At 64.1% G+C, this 18,841-nt stretch carries 18 protein-coding genes; 14 read left to right on the forward strand and 4 right to left on the reverse strand.

Translation table 11 applies throughout. The features are described 5' to 3' along the window. Positions 1-64 precede the first annotated feature (64 nt). From hslU to pnuC, 5 genes are all read left to right on the forward strand, one after another. On the forward strand, positions 65-1,405 hold the full coding sequence (gene hslU, locus IHE46_RS07190; protein WP_192163952.1) for an ATP-dependent protease ATPase subunit HslU: 1,341 nt from the start codon (positions 65-67) through the stop codon (positions 1,403-1,405). A gap of 124 nt (positions 1,406-1,529) precedes the next feature. Then, positions 1,530-2,144: a hypothetical protein gene (locus IHE46_RS07195; protein WP_192163953.1), complete on the forward strand. Its 615-nt coding sequence runs from the start codon at positions 1,530-1,532 to the stop codon at positions 2,142-2,144. A 188-nt stretch (positions 2,145-2,332) separates the two neighbouring features. Beyond that, a complete protein-coding gene (locus IHE46_RS07200; protein ID WP_192163954.1) occupies positions 2,333-2,773 on the forward strand; it encodes a hypothetical protein in 441 nt (146 codons plus the stop codon). Between the two features lie 91 nt (positions 2,774-2,864). After that, positions 2,865-3,770 (forward strand): ribokinase, encoded by a 906-nt coding sequence (gene rbsK, locus IHE46_RS07205; RefSeq protein WP_192163955.1) that lies wholly within the window; start codon positions 2,865-2,867, stop codon positions 3,768-3,770. Beyond that, the gene (gene pnuC, locus IHE46_RS07210; protein ID WP_192163956.1) at positions 3,767-4,381 is read left to right on the forward strand and encodes a nicotinamide riboside transporter PnuC; all 615 of its coding nucleotides are present in this window, start codon (positions 3,767-3,769) and stop codon (positions 4,379-4,381) included. Before rbsK ends, pnuC begins: the two co-directional genes overlap by 4 nt. Here the strand turns inward: pnuC and mnmE are convergent. From mnmE to rpmH, 4 genes are all read right to left on the reverse strand, one after another. Further along, entirely contained in the window at positions 4,324-5,667 is a 1,344-nt protein-coding gene (gene mnmE / locus IHE46_RS07215) for a tRNA uridine-5-carboxymethylaminomethyl(34) synthesis GTPase MnmE (RefSeq protein WP_192163957.1), read from the reverse strand. The genes pnuC and mnmE overlap by 58 nt on opposite strands. 74 nt (positions 5,668-5,741) lie before the next feature. Next, positions 5,742-7,427: a membrane protein insertase YidC gene (yidC, locus tag IHE46_RS07220; RefSeq protein ID WP_192163958.1), complete on the reverse strand. Its 1,686-nt coding sequence runs from the start codon at positions 7,425-7,427 to the stop codon at positions 5,742-5,744. Positions 7,428-7,519: 92 nt separating this feature from the next. Next, positions 7,520-7,912, reverse strand: a complete 393-nt coding sequence (gene rnpA, locus IHE46_RS07225) for a ribonuclease P protein component (protein ID WP_192163959.1) — start codon at positions 7,910-7,912, stop codon at positions 7,520-7,522. 14 nt (positions 7,913-7,926) lie between these two features. Continuing rightward, on the reverse strand, positions 7,927-8,061 hold the full coding sequence (rpmH, locus tag IHE46_RS07230; RefSeq protein WP_008211413.1) for a 50S ribosomal protein L34: 135 nt from the start codon (positions 8,059-8,061) through the stop codon (positions 7,927-7,929). Between the two features lie 221 nt (positions 8,062-8,282). On the opposite strand from rpmH, the gene dnaA reads away from it, so the two are divergent. The 9 genes from dnaA (at position 8,283) to IHE46_RS07275 (ending at position 18,757) form a co-directional block, all read left to right on the forward strand. After that, entirely contained in the window at positions 8,283-9,623 is a 1,341-nt protein-coding gene (gene dnaA, locus IHE46_RS07235) for a chromosomal replication initiator protein DnaA (RefSeq protein ID WP_192163960.1), read from the forward strand. Between the two features lie 253 nt (positions 9,624-9,876). Next, positions 9,877-10,977 (forward strand): DNA polymerase III subunit beta, encoded by a 1,101-nt coding sequence (gene dnaN / locus IHE46_RS07240; RefSeq protein WP_192163961.1) that lies wholly within the window; start codon positions 9,877-9,879, stop codon positions 10,975-10,977. A gap of 89 nt (positions 10,978-11,066) precedes the next feature. Next, positions 11,067-12,146 carry a DNA replication/repair protein RecF gene (recF, locus tag IHE46_RS07245; protein ID WP_192163962.1) on the forward strand — a complete coding sequence of 360 codons (1,080 nt, stop codon included), beginning with the start codon at positions 11,067-11,069 and terminating at the stop codon, positions 12,144-12,146. A 72-nt stretch (positions 12,147-12,218) separates the two neighbouring features. Further along, positions 12,219-14,642, forward strand: a complete 2,424-nt coding sequence (gyrB, locus tag IHE46_RS07250) for a DNA topoisomerase (ATP-hydrolyzing) subunit B (RefSeq protein ID WP_192163963.1) — start codon at positions 12,219-12,221, stop codon at positions 14,640-14,642. A 306-nt stretch (positions 14,643-14,948) separates the two neighbouring features. After that, positions 14,949-16,235 (forward strand): tetratricopeptide repeat protein, encoded by a 1,287-nt coding sequence (locus IHE46_RS07255; protein WP_192163964.1) that lies wholly within the window; start codon positions 14,949-14,951, stop codon positions 16,233-16,235. A gap of 193 nt (positions 16,236-16,428) precedes the next feature. Further along, positions 16,429-17,091, forward strand: a complete 663-nt coding sequence (locus IHE46_RS07260; protein ID WP_192163965.1) for an energy transducer TonB — start codon at positions 16,429-16,431, stop codon at positions 17,089-17,091. A gap of 50 nt (positions 17,092-17,141) precedes the next feature. Then, positions 17,142-17,891, forward strand: coding sequence for a MotA/TolQ/ExbB proton channel family protein (locus IHE46_RS07265; protein WP_225562867.1), 750 nt, complete (start codon positions 17,142-17,144; stop codon positions 17,889-17,891). An 11-nt stretch (positions 17,892-17,902) separates the two neighbouring features. After that, a complete protein-coding gene (locus IHE46_RS07270; protein ID WP_192163966.1) occupies positions 17,903-18,331 on the forward strand; it encodes a biopolymer transporter ExbD in 429 nt (142 codons plus the stop codon). A 6-nt stretch (positions 18,332-18,337) separates the two neighbouring features. Beyond that, entirely contained in the window at positions 18,338-18,757 is a 420-nt protein-coding gene (locus IHE46_RS07275; RefSeq protein WP_192163967.1) for a biopolymer transporter ExbD, read from the forward strand. Positions 18,758-18,841 lie beyond the last annotated feature (84 nt).

Below are 18,841 nucleotides of genomic sequence, written 5' to 3' on the forward strand. Positions count from 1 at the left end.
CAACGCCACTGGATTCCAACCTCGACAGGACGACGGACAAAGAATCCAACCTTCCGGTATCCCCATGTCCGAACTGACTCCCCGCGAAATCGTCAACGAACTCGATCGCTACATCATCGGCCAGCACGACGCCAAGCGCGCCGTGGCGGTGGCCTTGCGCAGCCGCTGGCGGCGCATGCAGCTCGCACCGGAGATGCGCAACGAGATCACGCCGAAGAACATCCTGATGATCGGCCCCACCGGCGTGGGCAAGACCGAGATCGCGCGCCGCTTAGCCACGCTGGCCAACGCGCCGTTCGTGAAGGTGGAAGCCACCAAGTTCACCGAAGTCGGCTACGTCGGCAAGGACGTGGAGTCCATCGTCCGCGACCTCGCCGACGTGGCCTACAAGCTCACCCGCGAGCAGGCGATCAAGCGCGTGCGCTCGCAGGCGGAAGACCGCGCGGAAGACCGCATCCTCGACGCGCTGCTGCCGCGCCGGCAGACGCCGAGCGACTGGAGCCATGACGCATCGCCCGCGCCTGCCATCGACAGCGACACCCGCCAGAAGCTGCGCAAGCAGCTGCGCGAAGGCGCGCTGGACGAGCGCGAGATCGAGCTGGATTTCGCCATGAACGTGGGCGTGGAGATCATGTCGCCGCCCGGCATGGAAGAGATGGGCGCGCAGCTGCGCCAGATGTTCCAGAACATCGGCGGCGCCAAGACCCAGCACCGCAAGCTGGCGATCAAGTTGGCGCGTCCGATGCTGATCGAGGAGGAAGCCGGCAAGCTGCTCAACGACGAGGAGATCCGCGCGCAGGCGGTGGAAGTCGCCGAACAGAACGGCATCGTCTTCATCGACGAGATCGACAAGGTGGCGCAGCGCTCCGAATGGGGCGGCGCGGGTGTCAGCCGCGAGGGCGTGCAGCGCGACCTGTTGCCGTTGGTGGAAGGCTCCACCGTTTCCACCAAGTACGGGCCGCTGAAGACCGACCACATGCTGTTCATCGCCTCGGGCGCTTTCTCGCTGGCCAAGCCTTCCGACCTGATCCCGGAGCTGCAGGGCCGCCTGCCGATCCGCGTGGAGCTCGGCGCCCTGTCGGTGGACGACTTCAAGCGCATCCTGCGCGAACCGCACAACGCACTGACCAAGCAATACGTGGCCTTGCTGAGTACCGAAGGCGTCAGCCTGGAATTCACCGACACCGGCATCGACCGTCTGGCCGAAGTGGCCTACCAGGTGAACGAGCGCACCGAAAACATCGGCGCCCGCCGCCTGCACACCGTGATGGAGCGGCTTCTGGAAAGCATTTCTTACGAAGCTGCAGACAAGTCCGGCGAAAAATACCTTATCGACGCCGAACAGGTAGATAAGAACCTCGGCACACTGGTGCACAACGAGGATCTGAGCCGCTACATCCTGTAAGGCTCGGACCGGCATGAAATGCGCCAATTTCGACAGATGGCGCATTTTGAGTGCACATTCGCCGAAGATGCCTGAAAACATCCCCTGAACAAGCCTTCACGACCGCTCTGCTAAAATGCCCACCATGGCAAAGATTCTCGAGTTCAAGACCAACGGCCTGCGCGCCCAGCTGCGCGAGGCACAGGAAAAGCAAATCATGGTGCGCCTGTGGCGCACCGAGCTGGAGCACGGCAGCTTCTGCGGCTACGTGGGCGGCGTGGGCAGCGAGTTCGTGCTGCTATGGGTGGTCGGCGACGGCATCACCGACGACGGCGTCTACGTGATGCGCCACCGCGACATCACCGAGCTGGAGTCGCCGGAGCGCCACCATGCCTTCATGGCCAAGGCGCTGGCGCTCAAGGGCATCGCCCCCCGCGTGCTGGCCAACTTCCCGCTGGACTCGATCCGCGATGTGGTGAAGGCCGCCGGCGAGGTGTCGCCGGTGATCGCCGTGCACGTGGACACCGAGGAAGAGGAGGAGGTCTGCTACATAGGCCGCCTCGCCAGCCTCGACGACGACGGCTTCTACCTGCAGGAACTCAGCCCCGACGCGGAATGGATGCGCCAGGCCTCGTTCTTCGCCTGGGACGAAGTCTCCACGCTCAGCATCGGCGACGGCTACGCGCAGGCCCTGCTCACCGTGGCGGGACCCGCGCCTGCGCTGGAGCCCGGCGATGCGGGCATCGGCCACATGAACTGAGTCCGCCCGTAAGGTGGAATGACGACGCCCGCCGCTGATCCGGCGGGCGTTTTCGTTTCCGCCCCGGCGAATCCCGTGGACTCCCCGCCGCGCATCGCAGGTAAACCCGCTCTGGCCAGCCCCGTTACCGGCTAGGCGACACCGTGCGACACATCCTGCGCGATTCATGCCTGCTACGGAGACTTTCCATGCACACGATCCCATTGCGACTGACTGCCTGCGCCCTGGCCTTTGGCTTGCTGATGGCCGCGCCACTTGGCACCGTATCGGCGCAGGACAGCACGGCGTCCGCATCCGATGCGCCGGCGGCGACCCACCATCTGCCCGATCCGCAGAAGCAGGCCCATCGACTGGCGCAGAAGCTTGGCCTTGATGCCGACCAGCAATCGAAACTGGCGACGATCTTCGGCAGCCGCCAGCAGCAGGTCGCCGCCGTGCGTGCGGACACCACGCTGTCGAAGCACGACCGCAGGGCAAAGCTGCTCGCCATCCACCAGGACAGCGAAAGCCAGATACAGGCGCTGCTCACGCCAACGCAGCAACAGCAATACGCGCAGCTGCAGCAGGCCATGAAGGCGCAGCATCAGGCCCAGAAGACATCCGACCAGGACTCGTCCGACAGCCACTGAGTCCGTGCTGATGCTGGTGGCGTGAGGCCTGGCTTGCCACAACGGGTGCCGCAGCGTTTACCCTGCGGCTTCCTTCGCCACGGAAAACCGCATGAGCTGCATCGTCGTCGTCGGCAGCATCAACATGGACCTGGTCACGCTCGCGCCGCGTTTCCCCGGTCCCGGCGAAACCCTGCTCGGCAGCCGTTTCCTGACCGCGCATGGCGGGAAGGGCGCAAACCAGGCGGTCGCCGCGGCGCGACTGGGCGCCAGGGTGAGCATGGTCGGCGCGCTGGGCCGCGACGCCTTCGGCGACCAGCTGCATGCGGGGCTGGCACGCGAAGGCATCGACCTCGCCCATGTCGCCCGGCTCGATGGCGAGGGCAGCGGCACCGCGTCCATCACCGTGGCCGACGGCGAGAACCAGATCATCGTCGTGCCAGCCGCCAACGCGTGCGTCACCCCGGCGCAGGTGGAAGCCGCGCGCGAAACCATCGCGCATGCCAACGCCGTCATGGTGCAACTGGAAATCCCGCTCGATGCCGTCGAGGCCACGCTGCGCCTCGGCCACACGCTCGGCGTACCGGTGATCCTCAATCCTGCGCCTGCGCAAAAGCTGCCGCGCGAATGGCTGCAACTGGCCGGTTACCTCACACCCAACCAGCACGAGCTGGCCACGGCCCTCGGCGAAGACACACATGCCGATTTCCGCGACCTGATGCGTCGCGCGCCCTGTCCCGTGGTACTTACCCGCGGTGGCGAAGGCGCGTGGTACCGGGACGCCGTACACCCCGAACCCACGAAGCAGGCTGGCTTCGCGGTGGAAGCCATCGACACTACCGGCGCCGGCGACACTTTCAACGGCGCACTTGCCGTATTCCTGCACGAAGGCCTTCCGGAGGCCGTACGCAAGGCTTGCGCCGCTGCCGCGCTGTCGGTCACCAAGCTGGGCGCGCAGGGCGGCATGCCGCAGCAGGCAGAACTGGACGCATTCCTCGCGAACAGGCCGCACGCATGAGCCCGCTGGAGATCGCGGCCAACCTGCTGGCCGGCGCATCCATCATCCTGGCCGGGCGCAACAGCGTGCACACCTGGTGGACCGGCATCGTCGGCTGCGGCCTGTTCGCCTTCGTGTTCCTGCACAGCCGCCTGTACGCCGACACCGTGCTGCAGGCCTTCTTCGTCATCACCAGCATCGTGGGCTGGTGGCAATGGCTGCATGGAGACCACGGCGAGGAACTCCCGGTCACCGACCTGCCGGCACGCAAGCTGTGGCTACAGCTGCTGTCCGGCGCGATCGGCGCCGTCTGCTACGGCTTGCTGCTGCGCCGCTTCACCAACGCGTATTCGCCTTTCCTCGACTCCACCGTGCTGGCCTTCAGCATCGTGGCGCAATTACTGATGATGCGCCGGCACGTGCAGAACTGGCCGTTCTGGCTGCTGGTCAATTCCATCGCGGTGCCGCTGTACGCCAGCCGCGGCCTGTACCTCACCTCGGTGCTGTACGCGGTGTACTGGATCAACGCGCTGGTGTCGTGGCGGCACTGGGTGCGGTTGCGCGATGCCGCCGCTCACTTGCCGATGCAGAACGACCCGAAGATCGCGCCGAGCAAGTCGTCGCTGGTGTAGTTCCCGGTGATTTCCCCGAGGGCCTGCTGAGCCTGGCGCAGTTCCTCGGCAGCCAGTTCGCCGGCACGAGTGGCGGCGAGGGCATGGGCGGTGCGGTCGAGATGCCCGCGCACGGTTTCGAGCGCCAGCACGTGGCGGCGGCGTGCACTGAAGGCACCTTCGCCGCTGCCGGCACCGGCCAGCTGCTTGAGGTGATCGCGCAGCGCATCCAGCCCTTCGCCGGTTTTCGCGGAAGCCCATAGCCAACGGATGCCACCGCGGATTTCCGCGTGTTGCGCGACGTCGGCCAAGTCGATCTTGTTGACCAGCACCAATCGCTCGGTACCCGCAGGCAAATGCTCGAGCAGTGCGAGGTCGGCTTCGGCATGCACAGCATCGGTGACCAACAGCACCGCGTCGGCGCGCTGCAGTTCGCCATGCGCGCGGCGGACGCCTTCGCGTTCGACTTCGTCTTCGGTTTCACGCAGGCCAGCGGTATCGGCGAGCTCCAGCGCCACGCCATCGAGCGATACGCTTTCGCGCAGCACATCGCGCGTGGTGCCGGCGATGGACGTGACGATGGCGCGTTCGCTGCCCGAAAGCGCATTGAGCAGACTGGACTTGCCGGCATTGGGACGGCCGACGATGGCCACGCGTAGGCCGTCGTTGAGGCGCAGGCCGCGTTGCGCTTCGCGCAGCAGTCCATCGAGTTGCACGCGTAGCGCCGCGAGTTGCTCGGCGATGGCAGGGTCGGCGAGGAAGTCGATTTCCTCTTCGGGGAAATCGATCGCGGCTTCGACGTGCACGCGCAAGGCAATCAGCGACTGCAGCAAGGCATCGACCTTGCGCGAGAATACGCCTTCCATCGAACGCAGCGCAGCGCGTGCGCCGGCCTGCGAACGTGCGGCGATCAGGTCGGCTACAGCCTCGGCCTGGGCAAGGTCGAGCTTACCGTTGAGGAAAGCGCGTTCGGTGAATTCGCCGGGACGCGCGAGCCGTGCGCCGAGTTCGCACACGCGACGGAGCAGAGCATCGAGCAGCACCGCGCTGCCGTGGCCCTGCAGTTCCAACACATGTTCGCCGGTATAGGAGGCCGGCGCGGGGAAGTGCAACAGCAGGCCATGGTCGATGGCTTCGCCCTGCGCATCACGGAAGCTGGCGAAATGCGCATGGCGCGGACGCGGGGCGCGACCAAGCAAGGCTTGCGCAATCGCCGGCACCAGCGGCCCCGATGCGCGCAGCACGCCGACGCCGGCAGCACCTGGGGCACTGGCGATGGCGGCAATGGTGTCGGTGTTCTGAGACATAACGTGAGCCTACGACGAAGACGGCCGCGGCGGTTGCCCGGCGCGGCCGTCTTTGCTGTTGGGTGCGTGAGAACTCAGGCCGATTTGGCCGCCGCGTCCTCGCGCTCCACGTGGTGGGTGATCCACCACTGCTGGCCAAGGCCCACCAGGCCGTTGACTGCGTAGTAGAGGCACAGGCCCGCGGGGTAGAAGGCGAACATCACCGAGAAGATCAGCGGCATCACCTTCATCATCTTCGCCTGCGCCGGATCCATGCCTACCGCGGGATTCAGCAGCTGCGTACCGATCTGCACCGCCGCGAAGATCACCGGCAGGATGTAGTACGGATCGTGCGCGCTGAGGTCGGGGATCCACAGGAACGACGCCTGGCGCAGTTCCAGCGAGTACTCCAGCACGTAGAGCAGGGCGAAGAACACCGGCATCGTGATGAGCACCGGCAGGCAGCCGGCCATCGGGTTCACCTTCTCCTTCTTGTACAGCTCCATCTGCGCCTGCTGCAGCTTCACCTTGTCGTCGCCGTAGCGCTCCTTGAGCGCCTGGATGCGCGGCTGCAGCTTGCGCATCTTGGCACCGGAGCGGAACTGCATCGCGGTGAGCTTCCATGTGACGCCCTTGATCAGCAGCACCAGCAGGATGATGGCCAAGCCCCAGTTCTTCACGATGGAGTGCAAGAACGACAGGATGCCGTGCATCGGCACGGCGATCGCCTTGAACATGCCGTAGTCGATGGTGAGATCCAGTCCAGGTGCCACCGCATCCAGCTGGCCTTGCTGGTTGGGACCGACGTAGAGGCGCGCCTTGGTGTCCGCGCTCTGCCCCGGCGCCACGCTGATCGTGGGACCCATGGTGCGGATGAGATAACGCGGATGCGCGCTGCCCGGGTTCACGGTATCGGTGGAGTAGCTGGCGGTTTCGTCGGCTGGCGGAATCCACGCGGCGAAGAAGTACAGCCGCAGCATCGCGGCCCAGCCGCCCTTGAACGACGCGTCCAGCTTGTCCTTGGGTTCGCCGAGATCCTTGAACGACAGCTTCTCGAACTTCTCGCCGGTATACCAGGCCGCGCCCTGGAAGCTGCGCACTTCCGGGTTGGACATGTTGGTCAGCCAGTTGCCGTCGTGCGACGGTTCGGTGCGAAGCAACTGGGTATAGGCATTGCCTTGCCACGGCGTGCTGCCGCCGTTGTCGATCTTCTGGTCGAGCGCGACCACGTAGCTGCCGCGGGTGAAGCGGTAGGTCTTGGTGACCTTGACGCCCTTGGCATCCTGCCAGGTCAGCGGCACGTCGAGTTCGCTCTGGCCGGCGGCGAGCGTATAGTCGGCCTGCACGCTCTGGAACACGGCAAGGTGGTTGGGCTGGTCGGCCGCGTCGGCATCGCTGCTGCTGACCAGGCCGTTCTGCGCCACGAAGTAATGCGCGTCGCTGTTGTCGAACAGGGTCACCGGCGCGGGGTTCGGATCCTTCTTCGTGCGCGGTGTCACCGGATAGTCCAGCAACTCGGAATGCACGATGCTGCCGCCGCGTGTATCGATGGTGAGGCGCAGCAAGTCGGTGGTCACGGTGACCAGCGACGAAGACGCGTGGTCGCCGGTGGCATTGCTGACGCTCGGCGTGGCGCCGGACTGCGCGTCCGGCACGCCTGCCGCGCTGGCGGCGGCAGCCGGAGCCGGCGGCGGCATCATGTAGTCCTTCTCCCAGGCCATGAACAGGAAATAGGCCACGGCAATCAGGGCGATCAGGAGGAAGTTGCGTGTTTGGTTCATCGGCTCACGGATCCGGACGACGCCACGCGGCACGCGGCCACAGGGAAAAGGGGAAGGTCAACGCACGATTGTGGCGGCGGCATCGGTCGGCATCAATGGCGCGGGGTGGCATCGGGCGCAGGTTCGGCCGGTTCCGGCCGGATGGCGGCGAGGCGGCGCCACAACGCATCGGCCTCGGCCAGCAACTCCACGCCTGACAAGTGCACGGCCTGTTCGCGCGCCATCACCACCACATCCACCGGCGGCAACCGGTCGCGCACACGACGGAACGATTCGCGCAGCAGGCGTTTCAGGCGATTGCGTTCCACCGCGAGCTTGGACGCCCGCTTGGAAATGGCCAGGCCCAGCCGCGCATGCGGCAAGCCATTCGGCCGGTAGCGCAAATGAAAACAGCGGCCACCGAGGCGGCCGCTGCTCGTACGCAACGCTGCGAAGTCACCGGCCAGTCGCAGCCGCAACTCACGCGGCAAGCCGGCAGGGCGCATGGCTGTCGCGCCGATTACGGGATCAGGCGCTTGCGGCCCTTGGCGCGACGGGCGTTGAGGATTTTGCGACCGTCGGCGGTGGCCATGCGGGCACGGAAGCCGTGGGTGCGAGCGCGCTTGAGCTTGCTGGGCTGGAAGGTCCGCTTCATGGCGAGGCTCCGAAGGGAATGAATGTTGGGAAAAAGGCCGCAAAGTATGCATTGCGCTGCGGCATGGTGTCAAATCAAGGCTTTCCGCCCCGAACCCGATGTCGCATCGCAGCTTGTGCGCAGCCGTGTGGATGGTTTGGGGACAAGGTCCGGGGACCTGCTGCTAGACTTGCCGATCCACCCGGCGCACCAGCGCCCCCTGCCTGTGGACGAGAGATTTCATGAGTGAGCTGTGGCGGCGCTGCCTGGAGCGTCTGGAAGGCGAATTGAGCGCCGAGGATCTGCACACCTGGCTGATGCCATTGCAGGCCCGCGAGGACGAAACCGGACTGGCTCTGTTCGCCCCCAACCCCTATACCCTGGACACGGTGCGCGAGCGCTATCTGCCGCAGATCAGCACGATGCTGGCCCAGCTGGCCGGCCATCCCTTGACGGTGCGGCTGGACGTCGGTTCCAGCACGCCCCGCAGCCACGCCAAGCCTGCCACCAAGCCCACGGCCGGCGTGACGGCTGAAACCGCGCCGACGCCGGCGCCCTCCTTCAGCCACAACCTCGATCCGCACTACACGTTCGAAACCTTCGTGGAAGGCAAGTCCAACCAGCTGGGCAAAGCCGCGGCAATGCAGGTGGCGCAGAACCCGGGACGCGCCTACAACCCGCTGCTGCTGTACGGCGGCACCGGCCTCGGCAAGACCCATCTGATGCACGCCGCGGGCAATTTGATGCGGCAGAACAACCCGAACTGCAAGGTGCTTTACCTGCGTTCCGAGCAGTTCGTCGGCGCAATGATCGAGGCGCTGCGCACCAAGACCATGGATCAATTCAAGCAGCGCTTCCGCTCGGTGGACGCGCTGTTGATCGACGACATCCAGTTCTTCGCCGGCAAGGACACCACGCAGGAAGAGTTCTTCCACACCTTCAACGCGCTTTACGAGTCCAAGCAGCAGGTCATCCTCACCTGCGACCGCTATCCCAAGGAAGTGGACAAGCTGGAGCAGCGTCTTAAATCGCGCCTCGGCTGGGGCCTTTCGGTGGCGATCGAACCGCCGGACTTCGAGACGCGCGCAGCCATCCTGCTCTCCAAGGCGCAGGACAAGGGCGTGGCCATGGACGAACACGTGGCGATGCTGCTGGCCAAGCGCATCCGCTCCAACGTGCGCGACCTCGAGGGTGCACTGAACACCTTGGCCGCCCGCGCGAACTTCTACGGCAAGCCGATCACCACCGACTTCGCCGAGGAAACCCTGCGCGATCTGCTGGCCACCCACGCACAGGCGGTCACCGTGCCCAACATCCAGAAGGTGGTGGCCGACTACTTCACCATCCGCCTGCAGGATCTGCTTTCCACGCGGCGCGTGCGTTCGCTGGCGAGGCCGCGGCAGATTGCGATGGCACTGTCGAAGGAACTGACCGACCACAGCCTTCCGGAAATCGGCGAGGCCTTCGGCGGGCGGGACCACACCACGGTGCTGCACGCCTGCCGCACGATCAAGAAACTCTGCGAAACCGACGTGAGCATGCGGCAGAACTGGGAAAAGCTGATTCGTACCCTCACCGGTTGAGTTTTCCAGGCTGCACGGGCACAACTTCTTGATAAGCTTGGCGGGAAGCTGTGGATAATGCGTGGATGAAGCGGTCGGTCAAGTTATCCACAATCGACCCACCTCGAAAGCACCGTTTTCCGCACACCTCAAAAATCGTTCAAGTTACTGATTTTAAAAAAGTAATCGGCGCAAAAAAGTTATCCACGGCGCCTACAACAACTACCAACTTTCTTCTTTAAAGACAGAACAGCAGGCATAGGGGTCGTCCGATATGCAATTCAGCATCCAACGAGAAGCTCTGCTCAAGCCCCTGCAGCAGGTCGTCGGTGTGGTCGAACGCCGCCAGACACTGCCAGTGCTGGCCAACCTGCTTGTGAAGGTCGCCGACGGCCAACTGTCGCTGACGGGTACCGACTTGGAAGTGGAAATGATCGCCACCTCCACGGCCGACAAGCTGGTGGAAGGCGAAATCACCATTCCCGCGCGCAAGTTCTTCGACATCGTGCGTGCGCTGCCGGATGGCGCGAACGTCGAACTGAAGCTCAATGGCGACCGCGTTGCCCTGAATGCAGGGCGCAGCCGCTTCACGCTGACGACCTTGCCGGCCAGCGAATTCCCCACCATCGATTCGATCGAGCTGGTGGAAAAGGTCAGTCTGCCCGAGGAAGTCCTGCGCGACCTGATGGAGCGCACCGCTTTCGCGATGGCGAACCAGGACGTGCGCTACTACTTGAATGGCATGCTGCTCGACCTTCAGGAACACAGCCTGCGCTGTGTGGCCACCGACGGTCACCGCTTGGCGATGAAGGAAACCAGCCTGGCCACTTCGGTAAAGGCGCGCCGTCAGATCATCATTCCGCGCAAGGGCGTGGGTGAGCTGGTCGGACTGCTGGAACCTGGCGAAGGCACGGTAGAACTGGAATTCGGTCGCAACCACCTGCGCGTGCGCCGCGGTGGAGTCACCTTTACCTCCAAGCTGATCGACGGTCGTTTCCCGGACTACGAGGCAGTGATTCCGCTGGGCGCCGACAAGACCGCCACGCTGGATCGCGAAGTGCTGCGGGGCGCGCTGCAGCGTGCCGCCATCCTTTCCAACGAGAAGTACCGCGGCGTAAAGCTGGAGCTGTCGCCGGGCAAGCTGCGCATCGTGGCGCACAACCCGGAACAGGAAGAAGCAGTGGAAGAGGTGGAAGCCGAAACCCACGTTTCCGACCTCGCCGTGGGCTTCAACGTGGGCTATCTGCTCGATGCGCTTTCCGCCCTGCGTGGCGAACAGGCACGCCTGAGCCTGCGCGATGCCCAATCCAGCTGCTTGGTGCAGGAGCACGACAGCGAAGAAGCCCGTCACGTCATCATGCCCTTGCGCCTCTGACGCATGCCCTTCGGCAAGCGCCGTGACAGCATGCAACGCCGGAGCCGTCGCGAGACGCTCCGGCGTTCTTGCTTAGGGAAACCACGGGCATGAGGCTGGATCGCCTGCGCATCCAGAATCTGCGCTGCCTGCACGAAGCCGAATTGGTGCTCGCTCCGGGCATCAATGTGTTCGTGGGGGCCAACGGGGCAGGCAAGACCAGCGTGTTGGAAGCGGTTTTTCTGCTGTCGCACGCACGCTCCTTCCGCAGCGGTGCCCGCGAAGCCCTGTTAGCACGCGGTGCAGCGCGCTTGTCCGTGTTTGCGGAGTTGCGTCAGTCCGGCGGGCGCTTGTTGCGGCTGGGGCTGGGGCGTGAGACCTCACGCTGGGAAGCGCGCATGGAAGGCGAGGGCGCAAATCTGGGCGAACTGATCGCCGAATGCGCTGTGACCTGCTTCGAACCCGGTTCCCACGCGTTGATCGCGGGCGGTGCCGAGGAGCGTCGACGCTTCCTTGATTGGGGCGTGTTCCACGTGGAACACGCTTTCCTGGACACATGGCGCCGCTATCAGCGTGCTTTGAAGCAACGCAACAGTCTGCTGCGTTCGGGAACGGAACCTGGTTCTCCGCTGTATGCCCCTTGGGAGGCCGAACTGGCCAACCTTGCAGACTGGATCGACGGACAGCGCCGCGATTACCTGGAACGCTTGAAGCCACACTTGCATGCTTGCGTAATCGCCCTATTGCCCGAACTCGGCGAACCGGAGCTGCGCTACCGGCGAGGCTGGGCCGAGGATAGGGTGCTTGGCGAGCAGCTGGAGGCGCAGCGGGGCAGGGATCTCGCCCGCGGGCACACCAGCTTGGGTGCTCATCGCGCGGATTGGTCGCTGGCATTCGAGCATGCCCCACAACGCGAGCATCTTTCCCGCGGACAGGAAAAGCTCACCGCCTTAGGCTGCATGTTGGCCCAGGCGAGACTCTATGCAGACCAGCACGGTGACTGGCCCATCATCTGCCTCGACGATCTTGCTTCCGAGCTGGATGAGGCGCACCAGGCCGCAGTGATCGCCCAACTCGCCGAGAGCGGAGCGCAGGTCCTGGTGACAGGTACTGAGCTGCCCGGGCCCTTGCGCGGGTTTCCACATCGAATGTTCCACGTGGAACAGGGGCAACTGACACCCCTGCTATAATCGACAATTCCGCGCAGAAACGGCAGTTTGCCTGCCTTTCACGCCTGCGCAGGCACAGGAACCGGTAGCCGCATGAACGAACCCACCAACGAATCGCAGTACGACTCCAGCAACATCAAGGTGCTGAAAGGCCTGGAAGCGGTCCGCAAGCGCCCAGGCATGTACATCGGCGACGTGGGTGACGGCACCGGCCTGCACCACATGGTGTTCGAGGTGGTGGACAACTCCATCGACGAAGCACTGGCGGGCTTCTGCGACCACGTGGCCGTGACCATCCTCGAGGACGGTTCGGTCAGTGTCAGCGACAACGGCCGCGGCATTCCGGTGGATACCCACCCGGAAGAGGGCCGTTCCACCGCCGAGGTGGTGATGACCGTGCTGCATGCCGGCGGCAAGTTCGACGACGACAAGATCTCGGGCGGCCTGCACGGCGTGGGCGTGTCGGTGGTGAATGCACTCAGCGATCATCTGTGGCTGACCATTTATCGCGATGGCCACGAATACCAGCAGGAATACGCGCTGGGCGAGCCGCAGTACGCGGTGAAGGAAGTGGGTCTCTCGGACAAGCGCGGCACCACCGTGCGCTTCCTGCCCAGCCCGCAGATCTTCAAGCTGACCGAGTTCCACTACGACGTGCTGGCCCGCCGCCTGCGCGAGCTGGCCTTCCTCAATTCAGGCGTCCGCATCGAGCTGCGCGACGAGCGCGGGGAAGGGCGCCACGACACCTTCGTGTACGAAGGCGGTATCCGCTCCTTCGTGCAGCACCTTGCCCAGCTCAAGACGGCGCTGCATCCGAACGTGATCAGCCTGTACGCCCAACAGGACAAGATCAGCGTGGAAGTGGCGATGCAGTGGACCGACTCGTACAACGAGACGATGTTCTGCTTCACCAACAACATCCCGCAGCGCGACGGCGGTACTCATCTCACGGGTTTCCGCGTGGCGCTTACCCGCGCGCTCACGGGCTACATCGAGAAGGAAGGACTGGCCAAGAACGCCAAGGTCGCGCTCTCCGGCGACGACATGCGCGAAGGCATGATCGCCGTGCTCTCGGTGAAGGTGCCCGGCCCGCAGTTCTCCTCGCAGACCAAGGACAAGCTGGTCTCGTCCGAAGTGAAGACGGTGGTGGAGCAGGCGGTCTACGAAAAGCTCAGCGAATTCCTGCTGGAACACCCCAACGAAGCCAGGGCCATCGCCTCCAAGGTGGTGGACGCAGCGCGCGCCCGCGAGGCTGCTCGCAAGGCGCGTGAAATGACCCGCCGCAAGGGCGCGCTGGACATCGCCGGCCTGCCCGGCAAGCTCGCCGACTGCCAGGAAAAGGATCCCGCGCTGTGCGAACTGTTCCTGGTCGAGGGTGACTCCGCCGGCGGCTCGGCCAAGCAGGGCCGCAACCGCAAGACCCAGGCGGTGCTGCCGCTCAAGGGCAAGATCCTCAACGTCGAGAAGGCCCGCTTCGACAAGATGCTGTCCTCCGCCGAAGTCGGCACGCTGATCACCGCGCTGGGCACCGGCATCGGCAAGGAGGACTACAACCCCGACAAGCTGCGCTACCACCGCATCGTCATCATGACCGACGCGGACGTGGACGGCTCGCACATCCGCACCCTGCTGCTGACCTTCTTCTATCGCCAGATGCCCGAACTGATCGAGCGCGGCCACGTCTATATCGGCTTGCCGCCGCTGTACAAGCTTAAGCAGGGCAAGCAGGAGCTGTATCTGAAGGATGACGCAGCGCTCAACGCCTACCTGATCTCCAGTGCGGTGGACAACGCCGAGCTGGTGGCCGACCCGGTCGCTCCGGCCATTACCGGCGAAGCGCTGGAAAAGCTGCTGCGCGATTACCAGGCCGCTCTCGACCAGATCGAACGCCTCGGTCACCGCTTCGACACCAGCGTACTGTCCGCACTGCTTGAACACACGCCGATCACACCGGAACTGTGGGCCGATGCTTCGGCCATGCAAGCCTGGCTTGATGGCATCGCCACCCGCCTCGCCGCCAGCGGCTTGGGCAAGCCGCGCTACAGGTTGGCGCTGCGCCCTGCCCAAGGCGAACAACCGGCGGCCATCGAGGTGGTACGTGAGCAACACGGCCTCAGCCACACCCTGCTGTTGCCGCAACCGTTCTTTGCTGGAGCCGAGTTCCGCCCCATCCTGCATCTGAGCCAGCAGCTTGCCGGGCTGATCCAGGCCGAGGCGGTGGTTCGGCGAGGCAATGCGTCGCGCGGGGTCATCCGTTTCGCCGACGCGCGCAGCTGGCTGCTGGACGAGGCAAAGAAGGGCCGTACCATCCAGCGCTTCAAGGGCCTGGGCGAAATGAATCCGGAGCAGCTGTGGGAAACCACGGTGAACCCGGAAACCCGCCGCATGCTGCAGGTAGGCGTCGAAGATGCTTTCGCCGCCGATCAGATGTTCTCGATGTTGATGGGCGAAGCGGTGGAACCGCGCCGCGACTTCATCGAAGCGAATGCCCTGAAGGTGGCCAACCTCGACATCTGAACCATGGCGCGGCAGGGCAATCCTGCCGCGCGGCTTCGCGCATCGAAATTACCAATGCATTAGTGCATTAATGCGGAGATGCGTGGCCGGAACGGTCAACTTTGGCCTCGCGGTTCCGGTCGGGTTTCCCGACGGAGCAAGAAAATGTCGGTCAATTCAGCCGCGTATGGGTGTATTTCACGCAACTTATTGATTTGAAAGAGGCTTTGTTGTCGCGCTGCAGCTTGTCATTGACACATCTGTCAGGGTAGTCTCAACGATCCCCTGCGCGATGCACCAGCGTAAACCCTGATATCGAGGATCGTCATGAAGCACACGCTCTTGTTCACGATGCTGGCCGGCACGGCGCTGGCGTTCACCATCGCCGCTGCTCCCGTCCATGCCGACGATGCGTCGAAAAACAAGCAGACCGTGATGTATCCGAATGCGACGCGCGCCGAGCCGAAGCTCGACCTGACCGATCCGAAGGAGCAGAAGGCGCTCAACGAGGGTCTGGACGCGGTGAACAGCGGCGACAAGGCCAAGGCCCAGCAGATCCTGCAACCCATCGTCGACAGCAGCAAGAGCAAGTACGCGCAGGCGATTGCGCTGCAGGGTTTGGCCAACGTCACCTACAACGCGGGCGACGTGAAGGGTGCGATCCCGCTGCTGCAGCGCGCGATCGACGACGGCGTGATGCCGAACGATACCTACTACCAGCTGATGTTCGAACTGGCGCAGCTCTACGCCGCCGATTCGCAGTTCCAGGCTTCGCTGGATACCATCGCCAAGTGGCGTGCCGAGGGCAAGCTGGAGACGGCCGACTCCTATGGCCTGGCCGGCATGGATTACTACCGCCTCGAGAAGTATCCGGAGGCGATTGCCGCCATCCAGAAGGCCAAATCGCTCACCGACAAGCCGAAGGATTCCTGGAACCAGGTCCTGATGGCCAGCTATGCCGAGTCCGGCAAGGGCGGCGACGCTTCGAAGATGGCCGTGGACGAGTACGAAAAGAATCCCACCGACAGCAGCATGCTGCACAACGCGAGCGCCATCCTGCTGCAGCAGCAGGACTACGCCAACGCGATCAAGGTGCTGGAAGAAGGCCGCAGCAACGGCGCACTGAAGGACGAGGCGGACTGGGTCAATCTGGTCAAGGCCTACCTGCTGCAAGCGCAGAACGGCGGCGATACCAAGACCGGCAGCACCAAAGCCTTGGCGGCCTTCGACGACGGTGTAGCCAAGGGCGCGATCAAGCCGAGCGCCGCGAACTATAAGCTAGCCGGCGATGCAGCCTCGATCGGCGACGACGATGCCAAGGCGATCAGCTATTACCAGAAGGGCGCGCCGCTGGCCACCGACGGCGAGCTGGACGTCGCGCTCGGTCGCATGTACTTCCAGGACCAGAAATTCTCCGACGCGCGCAAGTACCTCACCCAGGGCATCAGCAAAGGTGTCCAGCACAAGGGTCGGGCCTACATGATGCTGGCCGAGTCGGATCGTCAGCTTAAGGACAAGCCGGGTGCAATGGCCGCGATGAAACAGGCCGCGCAGGACCCGGAAACCGCGGACAAGGCCCAGGAATGGCTGAACAAGGCTGCCGCCGGCAAGTAACCGCCGGACGGGGCAAAGCAATCAGATGGACGTCCATCTGATTGCCATGTGAACGCTATACAAATGCCAGATGCTGTTGTACCTTCAAACCTTCCCTGCGTAACCCCTACGGCGCGTTTCGTCCATATGCCAGACGGAACATAGCCAAGTCTGCGGTGACGCTTTCTCCGTTCCCAGCTCCAGATAGTGACAGATGGCCTCTAGTACCGAAGACACAGAACGCGAAGAGGGGTTCAGTTGGAAACGAACCTTGGCGTTGGCATTCGCCATCGGCCTGCACGCCTTTGCGTTCCTCATCCTGCTCGCGCCCCTGGCACCTCCGGGCCAGAAGCACGAGAAGAAAGAACAGATCGTGCAGGTGAACTTCATCGAGCCGCCGCCGCCGCCGCCGCCGCCGCCGCCGCCGCCGCCGGAGCCGCCGAAGCAGCCGCCGCCGAAGATCATCCAGCAGGTGGTCCCGCCGCCGACGCCGCCGCCGCCGGAACCGCCGCCGCCGGTGAACGAGGTGTCGCAGAACGCGACCCCCGCTGCGCCGCCGGCTCCGCCCGCACCGCCGGCTCCGCCGACCGATATCGCTGCAGGTTCGGATCTCAGCTACAACAACCGAATCACGCCGCGCTATCCGCCGCAGGCTATCCGCCAACGGCACGAGGGCACGGTGATCCTGCTGATCCTGGTCGGTACCGACGGTGCGCCTAAGGACATCAAGGTCGACAAGTCCAGCGGATACCACGAACTTGATCGCGCCGCGATCGAAACGGCTGAAAAATGGCGTTTCAATCCCGAGGTCAAGAACGGCCAGAAGGTGGAAGGCTACGCACGCGTTCCGGTCACCTTCAACCTCAACCAATTGTAATCCCCGTTACTGTCATCACAGTTCACGCTTGACTTCCCAAGGGTAGCGTTATGTTCCTACAGACTCCTGCACCGACCGATGCCGCCATGGGCGGTAACTCCAACGCCGAAGCCATGAAGCAGATGGGCTTCGCCAACCTCGTCACCCATTTCAACTGGGTGGGCTGGGTGGTGTTCATCACCCTCGTGGTGATGTCCTTCCTGTCGTGGTACTTCATCATCGCCAACGCCATCCGCAACTCGATGGTGCGCGGCCGCGCCGACAAGGTCATCAACGGCTTCTGGGGGAATCCCTCCACTCAGGACGCCATCCGTGAGCTGGAAGCCCAGCCCAAGGGCGAACCCTTCTCGAAGATCGCGCTGGACGCCGCTTCGGCCGTGGCACACCACCAGCAGGCCAACAAGGGTGGCCTGGCTGAGTCGCTGACCCGCTCCGAGTTCGTCGACCGCGCCCTGCGTCAGGCCGTGGCCCGCGAGAGCCTGCGCCTCGAAGGCGGCCAGACCCTGCTCGCCACCGTGGGTTCGTCGGCTCCGTTCGTCGGCCTGCTCGGTACCGTGATGGGTATCTACGGTGCATTGACCGGTATTGCCCAGAGCGGCAACGCCTCGATGACCGCCGTGGCCGGCCCGGTGGGTGAAGCGCTGATCATGACCGCCATCGGTCTGGGCGCCGCTATCCCGGCGCTGCTTGCGTTCAACTTCTTCAACCGTTCGAACCGCGTTATCTTTGCCCGTTTCGACGAATTCGCGCACGACCTGCACGACTTCTTCGCGACCGGTGCACGCGTCGAGAGCAAGTGAGGATCTGAACCATGGCAATGAGCGTCGGAGGCAATACCGGCGGTCCGGTTTCGGAAATCAACGTCACGCCGCTTGCGGACGTGATGTTGGTGCTGCTGATTATCTTCATGATCACGGCGCCGCTGATGTCGCATCCGGTCACGATCACGGTACCGGTTGCAGCTCCCAAGAGCGACGAGACGAAGGTACCGGTGCCGCCACTGGACCTGGCCATCAAGGAAGACGGCTCGATGTACTACCAGGATCACGAGGTCAGCGAAGCGGAACTCAAGGCCCAGTTGGCGGTGGAAGCGCAGAAGCCGGAACAAGCGGAACTGCAGATCCGCGCCGACAAGGGCATCGAGTGGAAAACGGTGTTCAAGGCCATCGGTGATGCCAAGAGCGTGGGCATGGTGCATGTGGGCTTCATGACCACTGCTCCTACCCCGGGCAAGGAGTAACGAGTCATGGCTTTCTCCACCAAGAGCACGGGCGGCCCGATGGCCGACATCAACATCACGCCGCTGATCGACGTGATGCTGGTGCTGCTGATCATCTTCATGGTGACTGCGCCGATCCCGCTGCTGAAGATCAAGATCGATCTGCCGCAGCCGAATCCGAATCCGCCGACGAATCTGAACCCGCCGGAGCCGGTCAATCTCAGCATCGATCAGTCCGGTGCGCTGTCCTGGAACAATACACCGGTAGACGAATCGGGTCTCAAGGCGCAGTTCGCGGTGATTGCCCAGCAGCCACAGGACAAGCAGCCGGAAATCCAGATCAAGGCTGCCGATGCCGTCGCCTACCAGTACGTCGCTACCGTGCTGGCCGACGCCAAGCAGTACAACCTGGTCAAGATCGGATTCACCGACAGCAGCGGCCAGTAAGCGGCAAACCTGAAAAGCGTTACCCGCGCCAACCCCCGCCTTATGCGGGGGTTGGCGTTTTTGCAGGTGGCTCTGGAAGCGGCG

The sequence above is a fragment of the Rhodanobacter sp. DHG33 genome, assembly GCF_014843005.1.
GTDB lineage: Bacteria > Pseudomonadota > Gammaproteobacteria > Xanthomonadales > Rhodanobacteraceae > Rhodanobacter_A.